Origin of the sequence: Paenibacillus sp. JNUCC32 (genome assembly GCF_014863545.1) — a bacterium.
Lineage (GTDB): Bacteria > Bacillota > Bacilli > Paenibacillales > Paenibacillaceae > Paenibacillus_AQ > Paenibacillus_AQ lautus_A.
In genome coordinates this window covers 2,215,307-2,233,504 of the sequence record NZ_CP062260.1, presented here as the reverse complement: position 1 = coordinate 2,233,504, position 18,198 = coordinate 2,215,307, and the positions used below count along the sequence as shown (strand labels likewise).

The following is an 18,198-nucleotide window of genomic DNA, read 5'->3' as shown; positions in this document are numbered from 1 at the left end:
CGGCCCGCCAAAGCTGCAAATTTATAATTCATACATGCTGCAAATAACGTTCCTTGATGAGCGTGAGCGCCTCGTCTCCCGGCATATCCCATACCTGCCGGTTGAAGATTTCCACCTCGATCGCCCCCGCGTAACCGGCCGCTTCAACGGCATGACGCATCCGGCGCAACTCGATAACGCCGTCCCCCATCATCCCTCTGCCCATCAGCAGGTCGGGTACCGGCACGATCCAATCGGAGACGTGGAAGCCGAGTATACGCCCCCTGGCCCGCTCAATTTGCGCGTACAGCTCCGGGTCCCACCAGACGTGGAACGCATCGACGACGACGCCGACGTCTTGCGGGTCGTGCTGCTCCGCGAGCGTGTTGGCTTGCGCCAGCGTATTGATGACGGAGCGTTCAGCGGCGTACATCGGGTGCAAAGGCTCGATGCCGAGCTTGACTCCGTGCGAGCGGGCGAACGGCACTAGTTCCGCGATCGCTTCTTCGACCGTCTTGCGGGCGAAATCGATATCCCGGTCTGGCGCCGGACCGCAAACGAGCACGAGCACATCGGTGCCGAGCTCGGCCGCCTCCTCGACAGCGCGGCGATTGTCGTCCATCCGCTCTTTGCGCGCAGGCGCGGTGGCCGCCGGAAAATAACCCCCACGGCACAGGCTGGAGATGCGCAGGCCCGCGTCCCGCACAAGCCGCTTGCTCTCGGCCAGGCCGGTTTCGGCCACTTTATGCCGCCACAGCGCGATCCAAGGCACTTCGGCTCGAACGCATGCTTCCACGGCCTCACGCATATTCAGCCGATCGGTCGTAATCTGGTTCAAGCTGAGTCTGTCTATGGAACGAAGCGGTTCCATGCTGATCCCTCCTTGCTTTCAAACATTTCTATAAATGATTACGGCCGAATACCCGCCAGCGCCAAGACAGGCTTCATCCGTTCGGCGGCAAGCTCCGGATCGGCCAATAGCCCGGCCCTGTCGGCAAGCACGAACAACTGGGCCAAATGGACGATCGAGCGCGATCCCTCCGCTCCCCCGATCATGCGGAAATGCTGTTGGTGGCCGTTTAAGTAGGCCATGAACACAATTCCCGTCTTGTAGGCGTACGTCGGCTTCTGGAAAATATGACGCGACAAGGCAACTGTAGGCTCCATAATCGCCTCATAACTGACCAGATCGCCTGCGTCAAGCGCATGAAGCGCTTGGGCGGCGGCCGGCGCGATCGCGTCGAATATGCCGAGCAGCGCATGGCTGTAGCCCTGCCCATCACCCTTGATCAGTTCCGGGTAGCTGAAGTCGTCGCCGGTGTACATCTTGACGCCTTCCGGCAGCAGCCGGCGCATCTTGATTTCTTTACCGGCATCGAGCAGCGAGATTTTAATCCCGTCGACCTTGTCCGCGTTTGCCCGAATGACGCGCAAACAAACGTCCATCGCCTCGTCCAGATCGTCCTTGCATCCCCAATAGCCGGCCAGAGCGGGATCAAACATATCACCAAGCCAATGCAGGATGACCGGCTGTTTCACCTGTCCCAAAATGCGCCCATACACCCTCTCGTAGTCTTCGGGCGCTTTCGCGCAGGCGGCAAGCGCTCGGCTCGCCATCAGAATGACTTGACCGCCCTCGCCTTCGATGAAGCCGACTTGCTCTTCATAGGCGGCTTCCACGTCGGCGATCGTGACCGACGGTCCCGGAAACAGATGGTCGGTTCCCGCGCCGCAGGCGATTTTGCCACCGACTGAGCGCGCTTCCGCGATCGAAGCGCGGATAAGCTCCTTCGAGCGGTTCCAGTCGAGGCCCATGCCGCGCTGCGCGGTATCCATCGCTTCCGCCACGGCCAGACCGAGCGACCATAAATGGTGCCGGTAGGCGAGCGTCGAGTTCCAATCAATCTGCGAATGATGCAGCGGATCTGCGTCCGCAAACGGATCGCAGACGACATGGGCGGCCGAGAAGGCGATGCGGCCCGTAAACGGCTTGGCCGGCACGGAGAACGAGCCTGCTTTGCCCGGAGTATATTCATACAACGCTCCCCCTGCGCGGGGGAGGAGCAACGACTTGGCCATCTGTATTCCCCTCCTTAAGAGGTAATTAAAAAATCGGCCGGTGCTGAAAAGCCGATTTTTTTAGTATTTATTTTTCCAGGCTCAGCTTCGGCACGTCGATCCAGCGGCGTTCCAGCCACGACTGCAAGCTGAGATCGGCAAGCTGGGTGCCCTTCGCGCCTTCGAGCAAATCCCACGGAAACGGCGTGCCGATGACGACATGCTTCAAGAAGAGTTCCCATTGCACCTTGAACGCGTTGTCGTATGACGCGTTATCCGGCACCTCCACCCATTGGTCACGGAACTGGAACGGGTTCGGAATGTCCGGATTCCATACCGGCTTCGGCGTGTTGACCCGATGCTGCGTCTTGCAGTTCCGCAAACCCGCCACGGCGCTGCCTTCGGTGCCGTCGACCGTAACCGTGAGCAGATCGTCGCGGTCTACCCGCACCGCCCAGGACGAGTTGGCCTGCACGATAATGCCGCCTTCCAGCTCAAATATGGCGTACGCCGCATCGTCCGCCGTGCATTCGTACGGAACGCCCTGCTCATCCAGACGTTTCGGAATATGCGTAGCGGCAAGACAGGAGACAGCCTTCACTTCCCCGAACAAATTCTCGAGAACATATCGCCAGTGTGCAAACATGTCGACGATAATACCGCCGCCGTCTTCCTTGCGGTAGTTCCACGATGGCCGCTGACCCTGCTGCCAGTCGCCCTCGAATACCCAATAGCCGAACTCCAATCGCACGGACAGGATACGCCCGAAGAAGCCAGAGTCGTTTAAGCGTTTCAGCTTGAGCAATCCTGGCAAAAATAGCTTGTCTTGCACGACACCGTTTCTCACTCCGGCCTCAGCGGCGATGCGAGCCAGTTCAAGCGCCCCTTCCAAATCGACGGCCGTCGGCTTCTCGCAATAAATATGCTTTCCCGCGGCGATCGCCTGCTTGATGCTTTCGGCGCGGCGCACCGTCGTCTGGCTGTCGAAATAAATTTCGTAGTACGGATCGGCGAGGCAAACTTCAAGATCGGTACTCCAACGTTCGACGCTGTGGGCGGCGGCCAGCGCCTGCAGCTTGCTCTCCTGCCGGCCGATCAGAATCGGGTCGGGCATGATGACGTCTCCGCTCGGTAGCGCAACGCCCCCTTGCTTGCGAATCGCAAGAATCGAACGGATCAAATGCTGGTTGGTTCCCATCCGTCCGGTAACGCCGTTCATAATAATGCCGATGTTGCGAACTGCCACATTCATCGCTCCCTTCGCTTCGTATAACCGTATTGTAGTCGATGAGAAACCGCTTTTCTTACGATTACGGGAACACGATTCTCAATTTTGGAAGCGAATTATTCGAGCGAAAAACAAAATCCCCGCCGGCGCTTATCCGATGGGGGATGAAGGGGAAAATATGTTTCAATCAATCGGCCGGACATCCCTTGATCGTTATCTTGTTCCTTTGATCGCACATTGTGCACTCGCTGTCCATTTGACGGAAGGATCCCTGCCTACTCAGCATGCGCGGGCGCGTTCAGCTCCCGGTACGCCTTTGGCGACAGCTTGGCGACAGCTTTGAACGACCGGTAAAACGTAGACACGGAATCGTAGCCGACCTCGAAGCAGATCGAAATAATGTCCTTACCCGTTTCCACCAGCAACTTCTGGGCGACGCGGATGCGTACCTCGGTCAAATATTGCATCGGTGTCATGTTGTACCGTTCCTTGAAGATGTTGTTCACGTGCCGCGTGCTGATGTCCAGCTTGGAAGCGATGTCCCCCGCGGTCAGCGGATCAAAATACTTCGAATCGATATAGCTGCGAATTTTCTCGGCACGCAGCTTGTTGGAGCTGGAGCCCGCTCCGGCTGCCTCCGTTCCGGCCGATCGAACCAGCAAAAGCAGCAACTGGGATAGCTGGACTTTGAGCGAAAGCCGGACGAGCGGCGACAGCTCCCTGGACTGCTCGAACAGCATTTTCCTCAGCAGCTGACGCAGTTCGCTCGCAGCAAACAATCCCGGCTTCAGCAGGCAGGAGGCCGGAAAGTAGGCGTGGAGCAGCTGCGCCCTCATATCCGGATCGAGCACTGCCTCGTCAAACGCCAACACTAACAAGGTCAGCCTGAAGTCGGACATGACGGAGTGGACGGAATACGGAACGATCAGCGCCGTATCGTCGACCGTAAGCTTCCGAACTTCATCCCCTAGCCGGATCGTGCCTTCCCCTTCCAGCACAAATAGCAGCTGGTGCGTCTGGTGATAGTGCTCGGACACGAGATGCCCGCCCCTATGTTTCTGCTCGTATAAGTCTATCGCATTCCTGGACAAGTCGATCCATTTCATCGTCACGGCGAAGCCCCCGTTTTTTTGAGCGTTAATTTAAAGCCATTTTAGCGCGATCTGCGGCTTCTATACAACATTTGACAGAATCAGCGTAGCATATCCAATGATGCGTCTGATTGTAAACGGGCGCATCCGCTCAAAATTAGAAATTATCATCCGTAACGTAAACGGCTAGGCCCTAACTCCAGTAATAGTAAGTGGCGATAAGGTTACACTTTTTCAGATTAAAGGAATAAATAACGACAATACCGTCATGTTTAAAAACTTAACGTATGTTTTCGTAAAAATGTTGGAGGGCCCCTATTTGAAAGTTTATCTTGCATGGCGCTTTATAGTTGGAAACGGTGAATCGCTCCATACACTCATGTCTTGGTCAATCGAATATGAACAACGGTGCCCTCCGCCTCCGGATCAAGCCAAATTTGCCCGGCATGCCGCTCAACTGAACTTCGTGCGATGGCTAAGCCGAGCCCGCTGCCGCCGTCACTTCTCCTAGCTTGATCACCGCGCACGAAAGGTTCGAACACCGTCTCTCTCACAGGGTCCGATATTCCCGGACCGTCATCTCCAACGGTAAGCAGGATATCTTTCTCGCATGCCTCCAGCTCCAGCCATACATGAGCACCCTCCTTATTGTATTTCAGGGCATTCGTCAATAAATTCGAAAGAGCTCTATGCATGAGACCTTCGTGATAAGACAACATGACTGGCGATTCCGGAATGCGGATGTCCAGCGTAATTCCCTTCCGTTCAAACGAATCGTACAGATCGGCTGCCGCAGTGCGGCACAGCTCAGCTAAATCGCCTATCTTCCGCTCGTATGACAGTTCCGTGCTCTCCAGTTTGGTTAACTCAAACAGGTCATCAACAAGCGAAGCGATAAACCTCGCCTTGGTATGTATGCGGTTCGCATATTTCTGACGCTGCTCTTCGCTCTGTTCCATACCGAGCCGCAGCACCTCTGCATAACCCTGCATCGTTGTGATCCGTGTAGGTTGTAACAAACTATTAAAACTGTTCTGTCTTTAGGTTATTGCAATTTCCTAATTTCAGCTGATTTGGAGGATGTTCAAGTCAAGATGAATCATTGTATTTATTGTGCGGATATAGTAGTAAATCCGAAAATATGTGTTCTGACATAATCAATGTGTAATTTGATAAGTATTTTTCTTTTAAAACAGTTGTATGCTTATCTAATCGGTAATCGTACTATCTTCTTGTCCTTTTCGGCAATCGATACAAGTTCTTGTCCACAAATCGGGACAAGAACTTGTATCGATAAAACAAAAAAGCCGCTATAATAGCGACTTTCAATGGGACCATGTTCTTGTCCCTCGACAGATGTCTAATGACCTTATCACCTTTCAGCCATTATTTATTATGGATTGTTAAAGTTACTCTCATTATTGACACGATTTTGCCCTCTTCTACTCGTTTCTAACACATAAACTTTTTGTTTTGGAGCGCAAACAGTGAACAATTCCATTGCACCATATAAAGGGAATCTTTATGTCGTAACCTCCAACCAAAGGGATGACTTTGTGTCATTAACTCCGAGCAAAATGGTAACGTTGTGTCATTTTTATCCATATTATTAACAGAATTTTACATTTCTTCGTGCGCGCCCGGACGGTGGTGATCGTTGTGGAGCACCGTGTAGTGACAGGTCCCCCTCCCGTCATCTTTAGCGTCAGCCTGTGAACAACTAATAGATATAGTACGATAAACATTCCCCTGCCAGTATAACACTACATCATCTCAGCAGTTCCCGAAGGAGTTAATGTACAATGAGGACTGGGCAACTTGATAACTGAGAAACCTTGTGGCTGACACTTCCAAGCATCATTCCTTTTACTCCCCTTAGGCCACGGCTTCCGATAATAATAAGTCGCTGCTCGGTATCCCATGCATAATTTAATATTTCATGTGCAGGATCTCCCTTAAGATGAATGGTTTCCGGGTTAATTCCCGCAGATTTTAATTTAGATTTGGCTTCTTGCAGCTGTTCCAGACTCGCTTTCTCCATTTCGTTCAATACTTCTTCCAAGAAATTCACTGGTACATATGTCATTCCGTTCGACACATAATCCTGGCTGACATGAACCAAGGTAACTTGGGTTTGTTTGTTTCGGGCTATTTCAATGGTTGCATCGAGGATTTTGTTCGTTATTTCAGCTTTATCAATGGCCACCATAATTTTGTCAAACATATTTATCATCCTTTCCGTGGCAACTCGTAACGATTCCGGCTACCTACAAAACGATTACTTGCTGCTCCTATACCGACTAAAAAGAGTACGACCGAAGCCCCAAGCAGAATGAAAAGTGGCAGGTTCCAACTATTTGTCGCATCATGCAGATATCCTATAAGGGCAGGGCCGATTGCGGCAAGAAGATATCCGACCGATTGGGCCATGCCAGACAGTTCCGCTGCTTGATGCGCATTTTGAGTGCGCAACCCGAAAAACATCATGGACAAACTAAAAGCGAAGCCTCCACCAATTCCGAGCATGATGATCCACAGCAGAATGATATTGGAGCTTCCGTAAAGAAGTCCGATCGTTCCCGTCATAAGCAAAATGGTTGTGATGACCACTAATAAACGTTGGCTAGACATGCGCCCGGCAATAACGGGGACAATAAAGGTAAATGGGAGCATCGCTAACTGCATGATCGAGAGGTACCATCCTGATTGGTTGGAGTCAATTCCTTGCTGCTTTAAAATTTCAGGCAACCATGCGATCAACACATAGAATACCATGGACTGTATACCCATAAATAACGTTACTTGCCAGGCAAGCGGGGATCGCCAAACATTCACATCGTAGCTGACCATCCTTTGACTCGTCGTGGCAGTTTGTTTTGTTTGATTTCTTAATTGGGGTAGCCAACAGAGGATCGATACAAAGCTTAGAATCCCCCATATTCCCAGTGCTCCCTGCCATTTTAGACCTGCGTTCACGGCTAGCGGTACACTGATCCCCGATGCGATTGCTCCACATAAATTCATTGAAATGGAGTAAACACCTGTCATGGAGCCAATTTTATCCGGGAAATCCCTTTTGATTATACTTGGCAATAATACATTACATACGGCAATGGCGAATCCAAGAACTGCTGTCCCAATAAACAGATTAACTGCGCCAGATAATGAACGTATGACAATACCAGCAGTCAGAAAGATAAGGGCAATCCAAATGACACGCTCAACCCCATATCTTCGTCCTAATTTTGGTACTAAAGACGATAATAAAGCAAAGGCGAGCAAGGGTACCGTTGTGATCAGGCCTGCTAATGTATTTGAAATATGAACGTCATCCCTTATAAGACTCACTAAAGGACCGACTGAGGTTAAGGGAGTACGTAAATTAGCTGCGATAACAATAATGCCGAGAATAATCAGCAATATAGAGGACGGTACGTTTTTTGGTTTGTTCGGCATTCTTCACTTCTCCTTCCTGAATTCTTACGTATGATTTGCTACCTGTTGATTGAAAAAAACTTTGCTATAACATCCGCGCGAACAACAAAAGTATATTATAATATATTAAAATTAACAATAAATATTTTAAGATATACCAAAACTCATCTGACAATAAAAAAACAACTCTGAATTCCCGCCATGAATTCGGAGTTGTTTTTAATAAGTAGAATTTATCGACTTTTAGAAACCATATTTTAAGGATATATGGAGCACTGTTTCGCTATTCGTATGATTGGTATAAGAGTGAGGACAATCTGCACGAAAACTGATCGTATCATATTGATTCAATGTATAAATCTCTTCATTGACTTGAATTTCAATGGAGCCAGTCATTACTGTCGCGATTTCAGTTGTATTCACATGATGACCTTCAGGGTAATACGAGCTATTTGGCTGTAGGTATGCCCGACACATTTCCATATCGCTGCTTTTAAAGACTGGTTCAATGATCCAATTTTTTTCATCATTAGAAAACCGTAATCCTTCGCCTGCTCGATACAAACTAACAGGGTTCTCTGATTTGAACAAAGCAAATAGCGGTAAAGATATGCCTTTTGAAATTTTCCATATAATCGCTAAAGTTGGATTTGTTTCGCCACGTTCGATATTCCCCAGAGTAAGTTTGCTTACGCCCGTTAATTCCGCTAAATCGTCTAAGCTCATATTTTTTTCTTTTCTGTACTTTTTCAAGGCACCGCCCATTTGTAATACAATTTGTTTTGATTCGTTGACTTCATCCATTTAATATTCTCCTCAACAATAAACTGTTATAGCTAGTATATTGTTAATCTAGATTCTTTTCCATACGATACCACTTGTAAGTCCAGTGGATTTCCATACCTCCCTTACGTACTTAAATTGTTCACAAGTTCAATATCAGATAAAATCTCGATGAAAGTTGAAGGTTGACCCCGGTTCGAGCTTGAGCTTTACCAAAACTAACTTTAACTCCATACAAATTACAGCTGCAGGGGCCACAGCCGACACCGGCGACAGGCGAGATCTGTATCACCTCACGCTATCGGATAAGTTATTAAAACCATAACATGCTCAAGCGGCACCCAAAGGGTGCCATTTTCTTTTTAATGTCCTTTTGTATCGCCTATTACATAATTACGTACGTATATTTTGTTCTCGTAAAGACCTTACCTTGGAAATGGACTGCATCTCTTATCCTTTGTACAGTGAAATATGACAGGAGATGGTAGTTCGTCTATGGGGAAAAACTAATTTCATCAACTTCTCCTTCTTCATTAAAAATTGTAAAACTTGTACCGATAAAACAAAAAAGCCGCTATTATAGCGACTTTCTATGGGACCCTGTTCTTGTCCCTCGACACCGTTAGCTTAATTATTTGGGAGTGTTATGAGCTATGGCATATGCGGTAAAGTTTTCCCCGATCAGCAAGCCGTTTTAATGCCCTTCGACTTAAACGTCAGACAATTAGATAAACACCAGCTGCTTATTTCATGTCCTGCCAGCTTTTAAAATCGTGAACGGCAAAGCCGGCATAGCTTGCGTAGCGAGCCAATTGATTATGGGCAGATTGAAGCTCCTTTTCCATCACTTCATTGCTCATGGAAAAGAATGAGACCCGCGGACCCTCTGTGCTTTTGACCGTTTCTACAGCAACAACAACTTTCTTCTTCAGAGTGGATGCTTCTCTCAGCATGGCCTGCGCATTTTCCACAATTCCATTGCTGCCTAATGCATGATTCCGATAATTCATTATGACGAGGCAATCGAACTTCTCGAGCAGCCATGCGCTCATACTGTAATCCTTCCCCGGAACATTAATCGTATTCAGCCAATACGGAACATCGATAGCAATTTTCAAGCCGCTTCCTCTGGTTTCTTTCTCGATCAGTCTCAAATTGTCCATCCAGCTTTCAATAATCGCCTTGTTGTCCTTTTTCCATTCGCTTAGCGCATAAGGTTCAATATCGAAATGCAGTCCTGTAAAGCTTGCCTCCGGGCCAACAAAGGAATTGTAGGTTTTAACCCACGTGATGAATTTTCGAATATCCTCCTGCTTAGACTTATAGACCCATTCGGGGCGCCCCTCAAGGGCTTCCACTTGAATTCCTTCGCTTTTGGCTTTTCGTATAAAACCTTCATATATCGCTGGATCGATATCTCTATTCACCTGAAGGTAAACAGATGTCACACCCTTCATTTTTGCAAAGCTTATAATTTTCTCTTGATCCTGTTTGATGATCTGACTGTCCCATATCCATGTTCCTTTCGGAACATTGGCCACGGAGGTCATAATGCTCACCAGATTGCGCGTGGGCTGCCACTCCACATTAGCATGCAGGGCTTCACTTATAAAACGCAACGGAACCATCGTGCGGCCGTTTTTGAGCACTGCCGACCCTTCAAAGTCTACTCTTTTACCGTTCACCAGTGCATGATGATCGCCAATCACCAAAATAACAGTGTCACGGTTAAGCGAGATCGTGATTTGTTTTAATTTTGAGTCCCATTTCGTAGCAGCTCCAAGCTTGTCGGATATAAAAGCAAGTGGAACCATCGTAAGGTTGGATCTCTGATCGACATATGGGTGCTCATCCGGGAATTGTACATCACGCCCATCCACGGATACTTGGACTTCAGAAGCGTAAATAGCGGGGGTAAACGCAGCTAAACTTAGCATGATAGCTAACGTGCATACTAGCAATTTTCTCATGGTTGATTTCCTATCTTTTTGAATTTGTTCTTTTTCTTACTGTGCACGCATTTGCACATAATGAGATTATAAGGTATGTAATAATTGGTAACAAGATCAACAGGCTCGATCGATTGCAGAATTTGAAATAAAGGATGGCTTATACATAAATCTCGTTTATCGTAATTGATAATATCAATTTTCCCGGACCCAAAAGCGTAAGCCCGCGCCCATTACCAACGAAATACTTGTGATTGGCGACACGGTTACTGGGTAGACGGATCAGCTTGGGACACATCGGCACATGTTCTTGTCCTTTTCTTTTTTAGTCATGAAAAAATCCCCTTCATTCGTTAGGCAAGATTAAGTCCATCTTAACAGATGTCTTTTTTCTCTTGTCTACTGAAAGGGGATTTTTCCCAATAAAGTGATCAAAGTCCGGCAAATTGTATATATTGGGCTACACTGCTTAATCATATCCGGTTTCGATAATTTTTTTTGAAAATGTCTGAGACAGCTCAAAAAACAAAAAGCTTCGTCAAAAGCCGAAGCCTTTTGACGGAAACTCACCGTGTCTAAGGCAAATACGTTCCTTGAGCAGCTACGCAGGTCATTTGCCCATGCGGAAAAAGTATCGGCGTAAGTTCGGAAACATCATCGGGATATACTCGATATAGACAGACAACCATACCTCGACATTAGTAAGCCTGACTCTACTGTATCCGAAAAAGAAGAATCTATGTCAAGCCTATCTGTGCCAAAACCGTCTTATCGTTGATCAGGCAGACGTAATGCATTTGCTGAAGTTTGCGCTTGATCTAAAAATTCCTCAGCTTGGGTCAATTGCTGCCGGGCCCTCTCTAAAGCTTGTGAATTTGTTGCCGCATTAGATTCACTTATCGAGCTTATCGCCTGATTTAATGCAGTTTGTGCCTCAGAAGCAGCGTTAGATGCATGCTGCTCCAGCGTATTACCGCTGGAATTAAGTGTACCTTCTGCCGGTTCTCTTGTAGTTTCGGTGCCTAGATCAATTTTGTTTTTATTGGGCACAGTGAGTACTCCTCCCTTTTGAGCAAGATCATTCAGTTAAGTTAAACAGAATTAAGTATGAGGTTAAGAATTTGTTTATATTCCTGTGAACGGTATGGGAATATACGGATCTTACATCTCCGGCAATCCATTTTAGTATAAGATCCGATGCGTTGGAAAATCTAACGTTGATGAAAAGGGAGGTGATCATTTCTGAATGAAAAATCCAACGCTAGCACCGCACGAATCGATGGAACTGCATGAAGCGTTAAACTTTAAAACGCTCTGCCTCGCTAAGTCAAAACTTATGCAAGGCCTGGTCTTTGATCAAGAGCTAAAGGCCTTAATGCAGAAAGACGTAATCCAATCCATACAACAGCTCGCCGAGCTGCAAGCAATCTACGCAAGAGCTCCTTTCCAAGCGCCTGTTCCGAATAGTCCGACACCTATAACACATTAAGGGGAATTCAAATGAATACCGATTATCTAGACCCGATTAATTCATTAAATATGCCGGAAATGGCAGATATGACTTTTGCCATGGACTTCCTTCTTCGTGCCAAGGAGGGTGTGCGTAATTTGTCCATCGCCCTGACGGAAACGGCTTCACCGGATGTAAGAGCCCTGCTGCACAATCATCTTAAGCAGGGTATTGCAATGCACCAAGAAATCACGGAGCTCATGATTCGCAAAAAATGGTTCCATCCCTACGAGCTGAACGAACAGTACCAACTCGACCAGCTTTCGGCAAACAATACGGTGATGATCGGGCAGATGAATTTGTTCCCGGATGATACGTCGCGTAAAGGGATGTTTGATCGGACCCCAGATGAACATATTGGAGGACACAAAGCATGAAGGCGGTAACGTATCAAGGGATTAAAAATGTCGTGGTCAAAGAGGTGCCGGATCCGAAGATTGAAAAACCGGACGATATGATCGTAAGAGTCACAAGTTCCGCCATTTGCGGTTCGGACCTTCACCTGATTCACGGAATGATCCCTAACCTTCAGGAAAACTATGTCATCGGGCATGAACCGATGGGGATTGTAGAAGAAGTAGGTCCTGGAGTGACCAAGGTAAAGAAAGGCGACCGGGTGATCATCCCTTTCAACATCGCATGCGGAGAATGCTTTTATTGTAAGAATCAGTTGGAAAGCCAATGCGACAATTCAAACGAACACGGGGATATGGGCGCCTATTTCGGTTACTCCGGAACGACCGGTGGTTACCCTGGTGGGCAAGCTGAGTATTTACGAGTTCCGTTTGCTAATTTCACCCACTTCAAGATTCCTGAAAACTGCGAGCAACCGGACGAAAAGCTAAGCTTGATCGCCGATGCCATGACGACGGCATTCTGGAGCGTAGATAACGCCGGCGTCAAGAATGGAGATACTGTCATTGTGCTCGGCTGCGGTCCGGTCGGACTTCTGGCCCAGAAATTCTGTTGGCTAAAGGGAGCAAAGAGGGTTATCGCCGTTGACTATGTCGATTACCGCTTACAGCATGCGAAGCGAACGAACCATGTGGAAATCGTGAACTTCGAACAAGATAAGAATATCGGCAACAATCTCAAGGAAATGACCAAAGGCGGCGCCGATGTCGTCATTGATGCGGTAGGCATGGACGGCAAGATGAGCGATCTTGAGTTTCTAGCCAGTGGTTTGAAACTGCAAGGCGGCACCATGAGCGCATTTATCATTGCGTCACAGGCTGTCCGCAAAGGCGGGACTATCCAAGTCACTGGGGTATACGGCGGACGCTATAACGGATTCCCGCTCGGCGACATCATGCAGCGAAACGTGAATATCCGCTCCGGGCAAGCTCCGGTCATTCACTACATGCCGTATATGTACGAGTTGGTTACGTCTGGCAAAGTGGACCCTGGAGACATTGTTACGCATGTCATTCCGCTCAGCGAAGCAAAACGGGGCTATGAAGTGTTCGATACCAAAACGGACGATTGCATTAAAGTCATCTTAAAGCCTTAAATTATGGATAGATACACGGGAGGACAATCCGAATGAATTCCAATCACGCTTTGCATGAGATGCTGGAGGTTCATGAAATGGCTGCGTTCAAGACGGTTTGCATGACCAAATCCAAGACCATGCAAGCTCTGGTAACCGACCCTGAGCTCATGCAGATTTTGCAACAAGACGTACAATTATCACAACAGCAGCTTCAGGAACTCGGTGGAGTGCTGTCTAAAGCGACCCTATAGGAGATAAAACATGAACCCAATATTAGAACACATGACAGGGCTTCATATGCTGACCGATGAAGTGATCGCAATGGATTTTTTGATGAACGCCAAGAGCGGAGTCAGGAACTACGCCATGGCCGTGACGGAATGTGCCACCCCCGAAATCAAGCAAATTATGATGAAACAGCTCGAAGAAGCCATAGAGTCCCATGAAAAGATAACAAACTACATGATGCAGAGGGGCTTATACCATCCCTACCATATTCCAGAGCAAATTCAGCTTGATCTGAAAAACATTCAGACCGCTATGAACATTCTGTCCTGACACCGTATTTCGTCCAGGCAAAATGCATAAAACCACAATGGTTCACGGCCCTTTCCGCAAAACTGTGGAGGGGCTTTTGCTTCTAGGAAGCAACATTTTCCCGCCAAGTACACCATTGTCATCCGACCTCAAAAAGCCCTTAAATATTTGCTGCGCAAACGTTTTTCAGGGTCAGGTGCCATTTGCGGGAATATATCATAATTTCAACTGACAAAAAAGGCAGCTCCCTGATGAGGGATAGCTACCTTCGTTTAAGATTATTATGAAAAGGTAGGAGCAGGGAATTCATCAATTCTCATACGAAGTAAACTATATGGTTTTTCCCGCAGGTCTCTTCCATAATGAAATCTCGCCTGCCGATGTAATTGATTCACAATGACATATAAGTATTGATCGGGGCCAATCGAAAAAGTATCCGGCCATAAAATTCTCGGGTCATGCGCGATGGTTTCCATTGCGCCATTCGGCAATATTTTCCGGATACTGTTGTTTTCATAGTCTCCCGCATAAATCGTTCCTTTTGCGCCGGTGATCATTCCATCAGACGCACCTTTTTCTCCCCAATACTGCACATATTGGGATAAATTCATGTCCTGTATTCTTCTGTCTCTAAGGGCTTCTGTTGAGATGGAGAACAGTTGACGGCTGGTTAGCGGAGCATAAAATAAAACCTTTCCATCAGGAGAAATCGCTAAACTATCGGAAGCCAATCTAAATGGGAAAGTCGAGCCGTCCGGGTTTCGATTCATCAAAATTTCACCTTCTACTTTCGGTAAAAAATAGGGATCAGGTGAAGTTGATTCTGCCCCATTTAATCGTCTAAACGCGTTCCCATTGTCTAAATCTACGACGATAACAGCCCCTGGCCCTCTGGAAGAAGAATCCGTTATATATGCATATCCCGCGCTTCCAACCCGAAAATCCAAACGGACATCATTCAGATAAGTGGTTGGCAAGACAACATCTTCTGTAAAGGTATATACTCTCCTTATTGTATTCGTGCTTAAATCAACAGCAACTAATTTTGCTCCCCCTTGAATAGGTTCAGAAAAATTTGGTGCCCCTGTATCTAGTACCCAAAGCGTTCCTCTTCCATCGGCAACGATACTTTGGACACTGACGAAAGACATTGTGATATTACCAGTACTAACCATATTGTTTTCTAAACTGGGATAAGGCTGCAATTCACCCTCAACAATTTCCGCCACAGTAAATGGAACGTCGTCTCCCCATTTCGGAAAGCAAACAAAAATACGACCGGTTTCGGAAACGCTGACACCTGTAGGCATTGCCCCATAAAAAGCATGGACCAGTTCAAACCGTCCAAAATATTTTTCCATAGGTAACATAGGTTGCATAATATCCTCCTCATCAAATCCGAACGGATATCAATTATATATGATGAAATTTTTTTGTAGTGCCTGGTTCTTGATAAATTTTCTATCTTATCATTAACGAGGAACAATTGTATCGTTTGGACCGCCAGTAAGGTAATGATCGTCGAAAAGGATACCATCAACACATCTGCATATTTGACTATCCTGCCTATTAGTTGAACAAAAGTTGCTTATGGTACGGAAGCACAAAAAAGCGCATTCTCATTGTAATAGAGAATACGCTTGAACATGATGTCGGCTGATCGTTACTCTTTAAAGGATTCGTGTGCAATTTCAGCAGCGATATATTGTCTCATCCAGTCGCACACCTCCCATAAATTCGCCACAGGTTCATTGCTGAAATGCATTGTGTGCAAATAATTTGGCGGGCCGAAATCGGTCGTAACCGACAAGCACTCTGCTCCCTCTTTACTACGATGTTGATAAATCTCGCGCCACCAACGGGTATGAGTTAAGAGTTCCTGCTGGTATTCGGGAGCTGCGGGATGCGGAACTTGCGGTCCTTGAGCATAGCCGACACGGGCATGAATTTGGACGGATCTCGAGATCGTGAGCTTTACGCTGTTGATCCTGCAGGCCGGGAAGGCCAGCTTCAACCCCATCGTATTCCGCCCCAGCGATTGGCTTGAAGCTTTCTTCCCAACTGCCGGTCATGCCCCACAAAGCCTTATATATCGCTACTTTCATTAGATCTTGGCCTCATAAAGCACAGGCCAGGCTTCACCTGCGAATAGCTCTCCATCTTTACCTGCCATCATTTGCGCATTAAAATGGCCATCTCCTCTTGGATTGTAGGTGTATCTCGTCTCCCCCGTCATCAAATGCACAGCCATCGAGCGTCGAGCGCCTTCGGTTATGTTAGGGCCGCTGCCGTGAATGGTCAGTGCGTGGTGGAAGCTTACCTGACCGGCTTTCATCACCATCGGAACTGTAGTGAAGCTTTCATTTTCCGGAATATCCATCGTTTCCTGCTGCTTCTCCATGTTTTGCTCGAAGAAATCACTCACGTTCAGAAGCCCCCATTTATGACTTCGCGGCACCATTTGCATACACCCATTGGACAAGTCCACATCGGTAAATGCCACCCACGCAGTAATGAGCGACGGCTCCTTACAGCATTGCCAATACGAATAATCTTGGTGCCAGCCCACATTAGCCGTTTCTTTACCATTACCTCTGCCCGGTTTATAAAGCAGTTGGTCGTGAAACAGCCGAATCGCATCGGCATGCATCAGTTTGGCGGCAATGGCTCCGATGGTAGGGTCGGTCGCAACCTGACGAAGCGTCCTGTCGGACCAATGAGAGTTATCCGTTTTTCGCAACGCTTTCGGGTTATTCTGACCTTCCAACCAATTGCATACCGGTTCTCTCCCCGTCTCGTATTCACCTGTGTACATCTTGTCTTGATGTTCCTTAATCTGAGCAAGCTCTTCCGCCGAGAAGATGACCGGAGACATCCAATAACCATTCTCGTCAAAAAAAGCAACATCCCGCTCCGATGGAAGACAATTCACACGTACATCATGATGATTTACCATCTGTCAACACCTCATCCTAACTTTTTTTGAATCTGCTGTAATTATACTTGTGATACTGCGGGATGTATTTTTAAATAATTGCTTTAAATTTAAACATTTTCACCAATTAAACTCTTTTCTGCGTCTTGCACTGCGCAGGATGGACCGGTCAACGAGAGGTATTGTGATTCCGAAACTCGAGGGGGGATTTTCCACTGTGCCGCTTAAAGAATATGCTGAACGTATGGATCGATGTGAAATGCAGCTTCACGGCGATGGAACTTACCGATTCGCCGGTTTCAAGCAGCAAGTGCTTCGCCTTGTCCAAACAGAGTGAACGAATATACTCCCCGATGGTTACCCCCAAATGCTCTTTAAATTCTCGGGCCAGATGAGAACGACTGATATGGAACTGATGCGCAAGGTCATTGATTGTAAGGTCGGCACGAATTTCGGCATGCAAGTAATTTAAAATTTCGATAATGTCCGAAGGCAGTTTTTTCGCTCCATGATTTCTTTCTTGCGATGAGGCCTTATAGATTCGTGCTATGGAGACAAGCAATTGGATAAACAATCCTTGTACCATCGGTTTACTTAAAAAGATTTTCATGCGCAGTTCTTCAAAAATGTTATCGAATATGCTTTTTATGAGACCATTTTCGTCCTTCTCCACCCGATTAAAACCGATTTTGTAATATTCCACTTCCAAGCTTCTCATCTGCTCGAGATTAAAGCCAAGGTAATACAACCTAAACGGCAAGTCTCCAGCGGCAGCTCCCTGATGACTTTCGCCTGGTTTCGTTATAAAAAGATCTCCCTGACTAACGGTGTAGTAAGATCCGTCTATCGTAAACCACCCTTGCCCACTTTCCACATAACACAGTTCAAAATGTTCATGATGGTGACCGGGCACATGCCATGTTTCGTATAAAACGACTCCAATATAAGATAAATTTTCAAATTCGGTCTCGTAAGGAAGCTCGAAACGAATTTCTTTGTCTGATTCAAGCAAACGTGAATCCTTTGGTGTGTTATATTTGGCGGAACGTTTCTTCTCCATCTGGCCACCTCCCTTCTTCAAGAATATACTTAAGATTCAAGTACAACAAGGGTTATCAAGACTCCAAAGCGAATGGTCGTCACACCTTGAGCCCGGTCAATACTACCCCATCGAGAAGAGTCATAGGCGATTATCGCAGGC

At 47.2% G+C, this 18,198-nt stretch carries 20 protein-coding genes; 6 read left to right on the top strand and 14 right to left on the bottom strand.

The window, feature by feature from the left end:
* Positions 1-28: 28 nt before the first annotated feature.
* From JNUCC32_RS10075 to JNUCC32_RS10040, 8 genes are all read right to left on the bottom strand, one after another.
* Complete coding sequence (locus JNUCC32_RS10075; protein WP_192571883.1) at positions 29-850, bottom strand: sugar phosphate isomerase/epimerase family protein; 822 nt, start codon at positions 848-850, stop codon at positions 29-31.
* 38 nt (positions 851-888) lie between these two features.
* Positions 889-2,058: a dihydrodipicolinate synthase family protein gene (locus JNUCC32_RS10070; protein WP_192571882.1), complete on the bottom strand. Its 1,170-nt coding sequence runs from the start codon at positions 2,056-2,058 to the stop codon at positions 889-891.
* Positions 2,059-2,125: 67 nt separating this feature from the next.
* Positions 2,126-3,283 carry a Gfo/Idh/MocA family protein gene (locus JNUCC32_RS10065; protein ID WP_192571881.1) on the bottom strand — a complete coding sequence of 386 codons (1,158 nt, stop codon included), beginning with the start codon at positions 3,281-3,283 and terminating at the stop codon, positions 2,126-2,128.
* A gap of 257 nt (positions 3,284-3,540) precedes the next feature.
* Positions 3,541-4,371 carry an AraC family transcriptional regulator gene (locus JNUCC32_RS10060; protein ID WP_228468990.1) on the bottom strand — a complete coding sequence of 277 codons (831 nt, stop codon included), beginning with the start codon at positions 4,369-4,371 and terminating at the stop codon, positions 3,541-3,543.
* A gap of 362 nt (positions 4,372-4,733) precedes the next feature.
* Complete coding sequence (locus tag JNUCC32_RS10055) at positions 4,734-5,348, bottom strand: sensor histidine kinase (RefSeq protein WP_228468921.1); 615 nt, start codon at positions 5,346-5,348, stop codon at positions 4,734-4,736.
* A gap of 800 nt (positions 5,349-6,148) precedes the next feature.
* Positions 6,149-6,580: a universal stress protein gene (locus JNUCC32_RS10050; RefSeq protein WP_192571879.1), complete on the bottom strand. Its 432-nt coding sequence runs from the start codon at positions 6,578-6,580 to the stop codon at positions 6,149-6,151.
* Between the two features lie 5 nt (positions 6,581-6,585).
* Complete coding sequence (locus tag JNUCC32_RS10045) at positions 6,586-7,812, bottom strand: CynX/NimT family MFS transporter (protein ID WP_192571878.1); 1,227 nt, start codon at positions 7,810-7,812, stop codon at positions 6,586-6,588.
* Between the two features lie 222 nt (positions 7,813-8,034).
* Positions 8,035-8,595, bottom strand: a complete 561-nt coding sequence (locus JNUCC32_RS10040) for a helix-turn-helix domain-containing protein (protein ID WP_192571877.1) — start codon at positions 8,593-8,595, stop codon at positions 8,035-8,037.
* 157 nt (positions 8,596-8,752) lie between these two features.
* Here JNUCC32_RS10040 and JNUCC32_RS31850 point away from each other — a divergent pair, with 157 nt between their 5' ends.
* Positions 8,753-8,899, top strand: a complete 147-nt coding sequence (locus JNUCC32_RS31850) for an S-Ena type endospore appendage (RefSeq protein ID WP_374705858.1) — start codon at positions 8,753-8,755, stop codon at positions 8,897-8,899.
* A 418-nt stretch (positions 8,900-9,317) separates the two neighbouring features.
* Here JNUCC32_RS31850 and JNUCC32_RS10035 read toward each other — a convergent pair whose 3' ends face one another.
* On the bottom strand, positions 9,318-10,544 hold the full coding sequence (locus JNUCC32_RS10035; protein WP_192571876.1) for a copper amine oxidase N-terminal domain-containing protein: 1,227 nt from the start codon (positions 10,542-10,544) through the stop codon (positions 9,318-9,320).
* Positions 10,545-11,291: 747 nt separating this feature from the next.
* A complete protein-coding gene (locus JNUCC32_RS10030; protein ID WP_192571875.1) occupies positions 11,292-11,573 on the bottom strand; it encodes a hypothetical protein in 282 nt (93 codons plus the stop codon).
* Positions 11,574-11,769: 196 nt separating this feature from the next.
* Here JNUCC32_RS10030 and JNUCC32_RS10025 point away from each other — a divergent pair, with 196 nt between their 5' ends.
* From JNUCC32_RS10025 to JNUCC32_RS10005, 5 genes are read left to right on the top strand one after another with little or no spacing between them, the layout of a single operon-like run.
* Complete coding sequence (locus JNUCC32_RS10025; protein ID WP_192571874.1) at positions 11,770-12,012, top strand: spore gernimation protein GerQ; 243 nt, start codon at positions 11,770-11,772, stop codon at positions 12,010-12,012.
* A gap of 11 nt (positions 12,013-12,023) precedes the next feature.
* Positions 12,024-12,410: a spore coat protein gene (locus tag JNUCC32_RS10020; protein ID WP_145036499.1), complete on the top strand. Its 387-nt coding sequence runs from the start codon at positions 12,024-12,026 to the stop codon at positions 12,408-12,410.
* Entirely contained in the window at positions 12,407-13,543 is a 1,137-nt protein-coding gene (locus tag JNUCC32_RS10015) for a zinc-dependent alcohol dehydrogenase (RefSeq protein ID WP_192571873.1), read from the top strand. Before JNUCC32_RS10020 ends, JNUCC32_RS10015 begins: the two co-directional genes overlap by 4 nt.
* A 32-nt stretch (positions 13,544-13,575) precedes the next feature.
* Positions 13,576-13,776, top strand: a complete 201-nt coding sequence (locus tag JNUCC32_RS10010) for a hypothetical protein (RefSeq protein ID WP_145036501.1) — start codon at positions 13,576-13,578, stop codon at positions 13,774-13,776.
* A 10-nt stretch (positions 13,777-13,786) separates the two neighbouring features.
* A complete protein-coding gene (locus JNUCC32_RS10005; RefSeq protein WP_192571872.1) occupies positions 13,787-14,083 on the top strand; it encodes a spore coat protein in 297 nt (98 codons plus the stop codon).
* A 260-nt stretch (positions 14,084-14,343) separates the two neighbouring features.
* Here JNUCC32_RS10005 and JNUCC32_RS10000 read toward each other — a convergent pair whose 3' ends face one another.
* From JNUCC32_RS10000 to JNUCC32_RS09985, 4 genes are all read right to left on the bottom strand, one after another.
* A complete protein-coding gene (locus JNUCC32_RS10000; RefSeq protein ID WP_192571871.1) occupies positions 14,344-15,441 on the bottom strand; it encodes an L-dopachrome tautomerase-related protein in 1,098 nt (365 codons plus the stop codon).
* A 284-nt stretch (positions 15,442-15,725) separates the two neighbouring features.
* Positions 15,726-16,082, bottom strand: coding sequence for a hypothetical protein (locus JNUCC32_RS09995; RefSeq protein ID WP_192571870.1), 357 nt, complete (start codon positions 16,080-16,082; stop codon positions 15,726-15,728).
* A gap of 84 nt (positions 16,083-16,166) precedes the next feature.
* Positions 16,167-17,018, bottom strand: a complete 852-nt coding sequence (locus JNUCC32_RS09990; RefSeq protein ID WP_192571869.1) for a phytanoyl-CoA dioxygenase family protein — start codon at positions 17,016-17,018, stop codon at positions 16,167-16,169.
* Positions 17,019-17,166: 148 nt separating this feature from the next.
* A complete protein-coding gene (locus JNUCC32_RS09985; protein ID WP_192571868.1) occupies positions 17,167-18,057 on the bottom strand; it encodes an AraC family transcriptional regulator in 891 nt (296 codons plus the stop codon).
* Positions 18,058-18,198 lie beyond the last annotated feature (141 nt).

Coding starts and splice junctions, on each gene's coding strand:
- JNUCC32_RS10040 (WP_192571877.1), bottom strand. CDS start 8,595: ATGGATGAAGTCAACGAATCAAAACAAATTGTATTACAAATGGGCGGT.
- JNUCC32_RS10025 (WP_192571874.1), top strand. CDS start 11,770: ATGAAAAATCCAACGCTAGCACCGCACGAATCGATGGAACTGCATGAA.
- JNUCC32_RS10045 (WP_192571878.1), bottom strand. CDS start 7,812: ATGCCGAACAAACCAAAAAACGTACCGTCCTCTATATTGCTGATTATT.
- JNUCC32_RS10060 (WP_228468990.1), bottom strand. CDS start 4,371: ATGAAATGGATCGACTTGTCCAGGAATGCGATAGACTTATACGAGCAG.
- JNUCC32_RS10010 (WP_145036501.1), top strand. CDS start 13,576: ATGAATTCCAATCACGCTTTGCATGAGATGCTGGAGGTTCATGAAATG.
- JNUCC32_RS09990 (WP_192571869.1), bottom strand. CDS start 17,018: ATGGTAAATCATCATGATGTACGTGTGAATTGTCTTCCATCGGAGCGG.
- JNUCC32_RS10015 (WP_192571873.1), top strand. CDS start 12,407: ATGAAGGCGGTAACGTATCAAGGGATTAAAAATGTCGTGGTCAAAGAG.
- JNUCC32_RS10005 (WP_192571872.1), top strand. CDS start 13,787: ATGAACCCAATATTAGAACACATGACAGGGCTTCATATGCTGACCGAT.
- JNUCC32_RS09995 (WP_192571870.1), bottom strand. CDS start 16,082: ATGGGGTTGAAGCTGGCCTTCCCGGCCTGCAGGATCAACAGCGTAAAG.
- JNUCC32_RS10050 (WP_192571879.1), bottom strand. CDS start 6,580: ATGTTTGACAAAATTATGGTGGCCATTGATAAAGCTGAAATAACGAAC.
- JNUCC32_RS09985 (WP_192571868.1), bottom strand. CDS start 18,057: ATGGAGAAGAAACGTTCCGCCAAATATAACACACCAAAGGATTCACGT.
- JNUCC32_RS10020 (WP_145036499.1), top strand. CDS start 12,024: ATGAATACCGATTATCTAGACCCGATTAATTCATTAAATATGCCGGAA.
- JNUCC32_RS10070 (WP_192571882.1), bottom strand. CDS start 2,058: ATGGCCAAGTCGTTGCTCCTCCCCCGCGCAGGGGGAGCGTTGTATGAA.
- JNUCC32_RS10075 (WP_192571883.1), bottom strand. CDS start 850: ATGGAACCGCTTCGTTCCATAGACAGACTCAGCTTGAACCAGATTACG.
- JNUCC32_RS10000 (WP_192571871.1), bottom strand. CDS start 15,441: ATGCAACCTATGTTACCTATGGAAAAATATTTTGGACGGTTTGAACTG.
- JNUCC32_RS10035 (WP_192571876.1), bottom strand. CDS start 10,544: ATGAGAAAATTGCTAGTATGCACGTTAGCTATCATGCTAAGTTTAGCT.
- JNUCC32_RS10055 (WP_228468921.1), bottom strand. CDS start 5,348: ATGCAGGGTTATGCAGAGGTGCTGCGGCTCGGTATGGAACAGAGCGAA.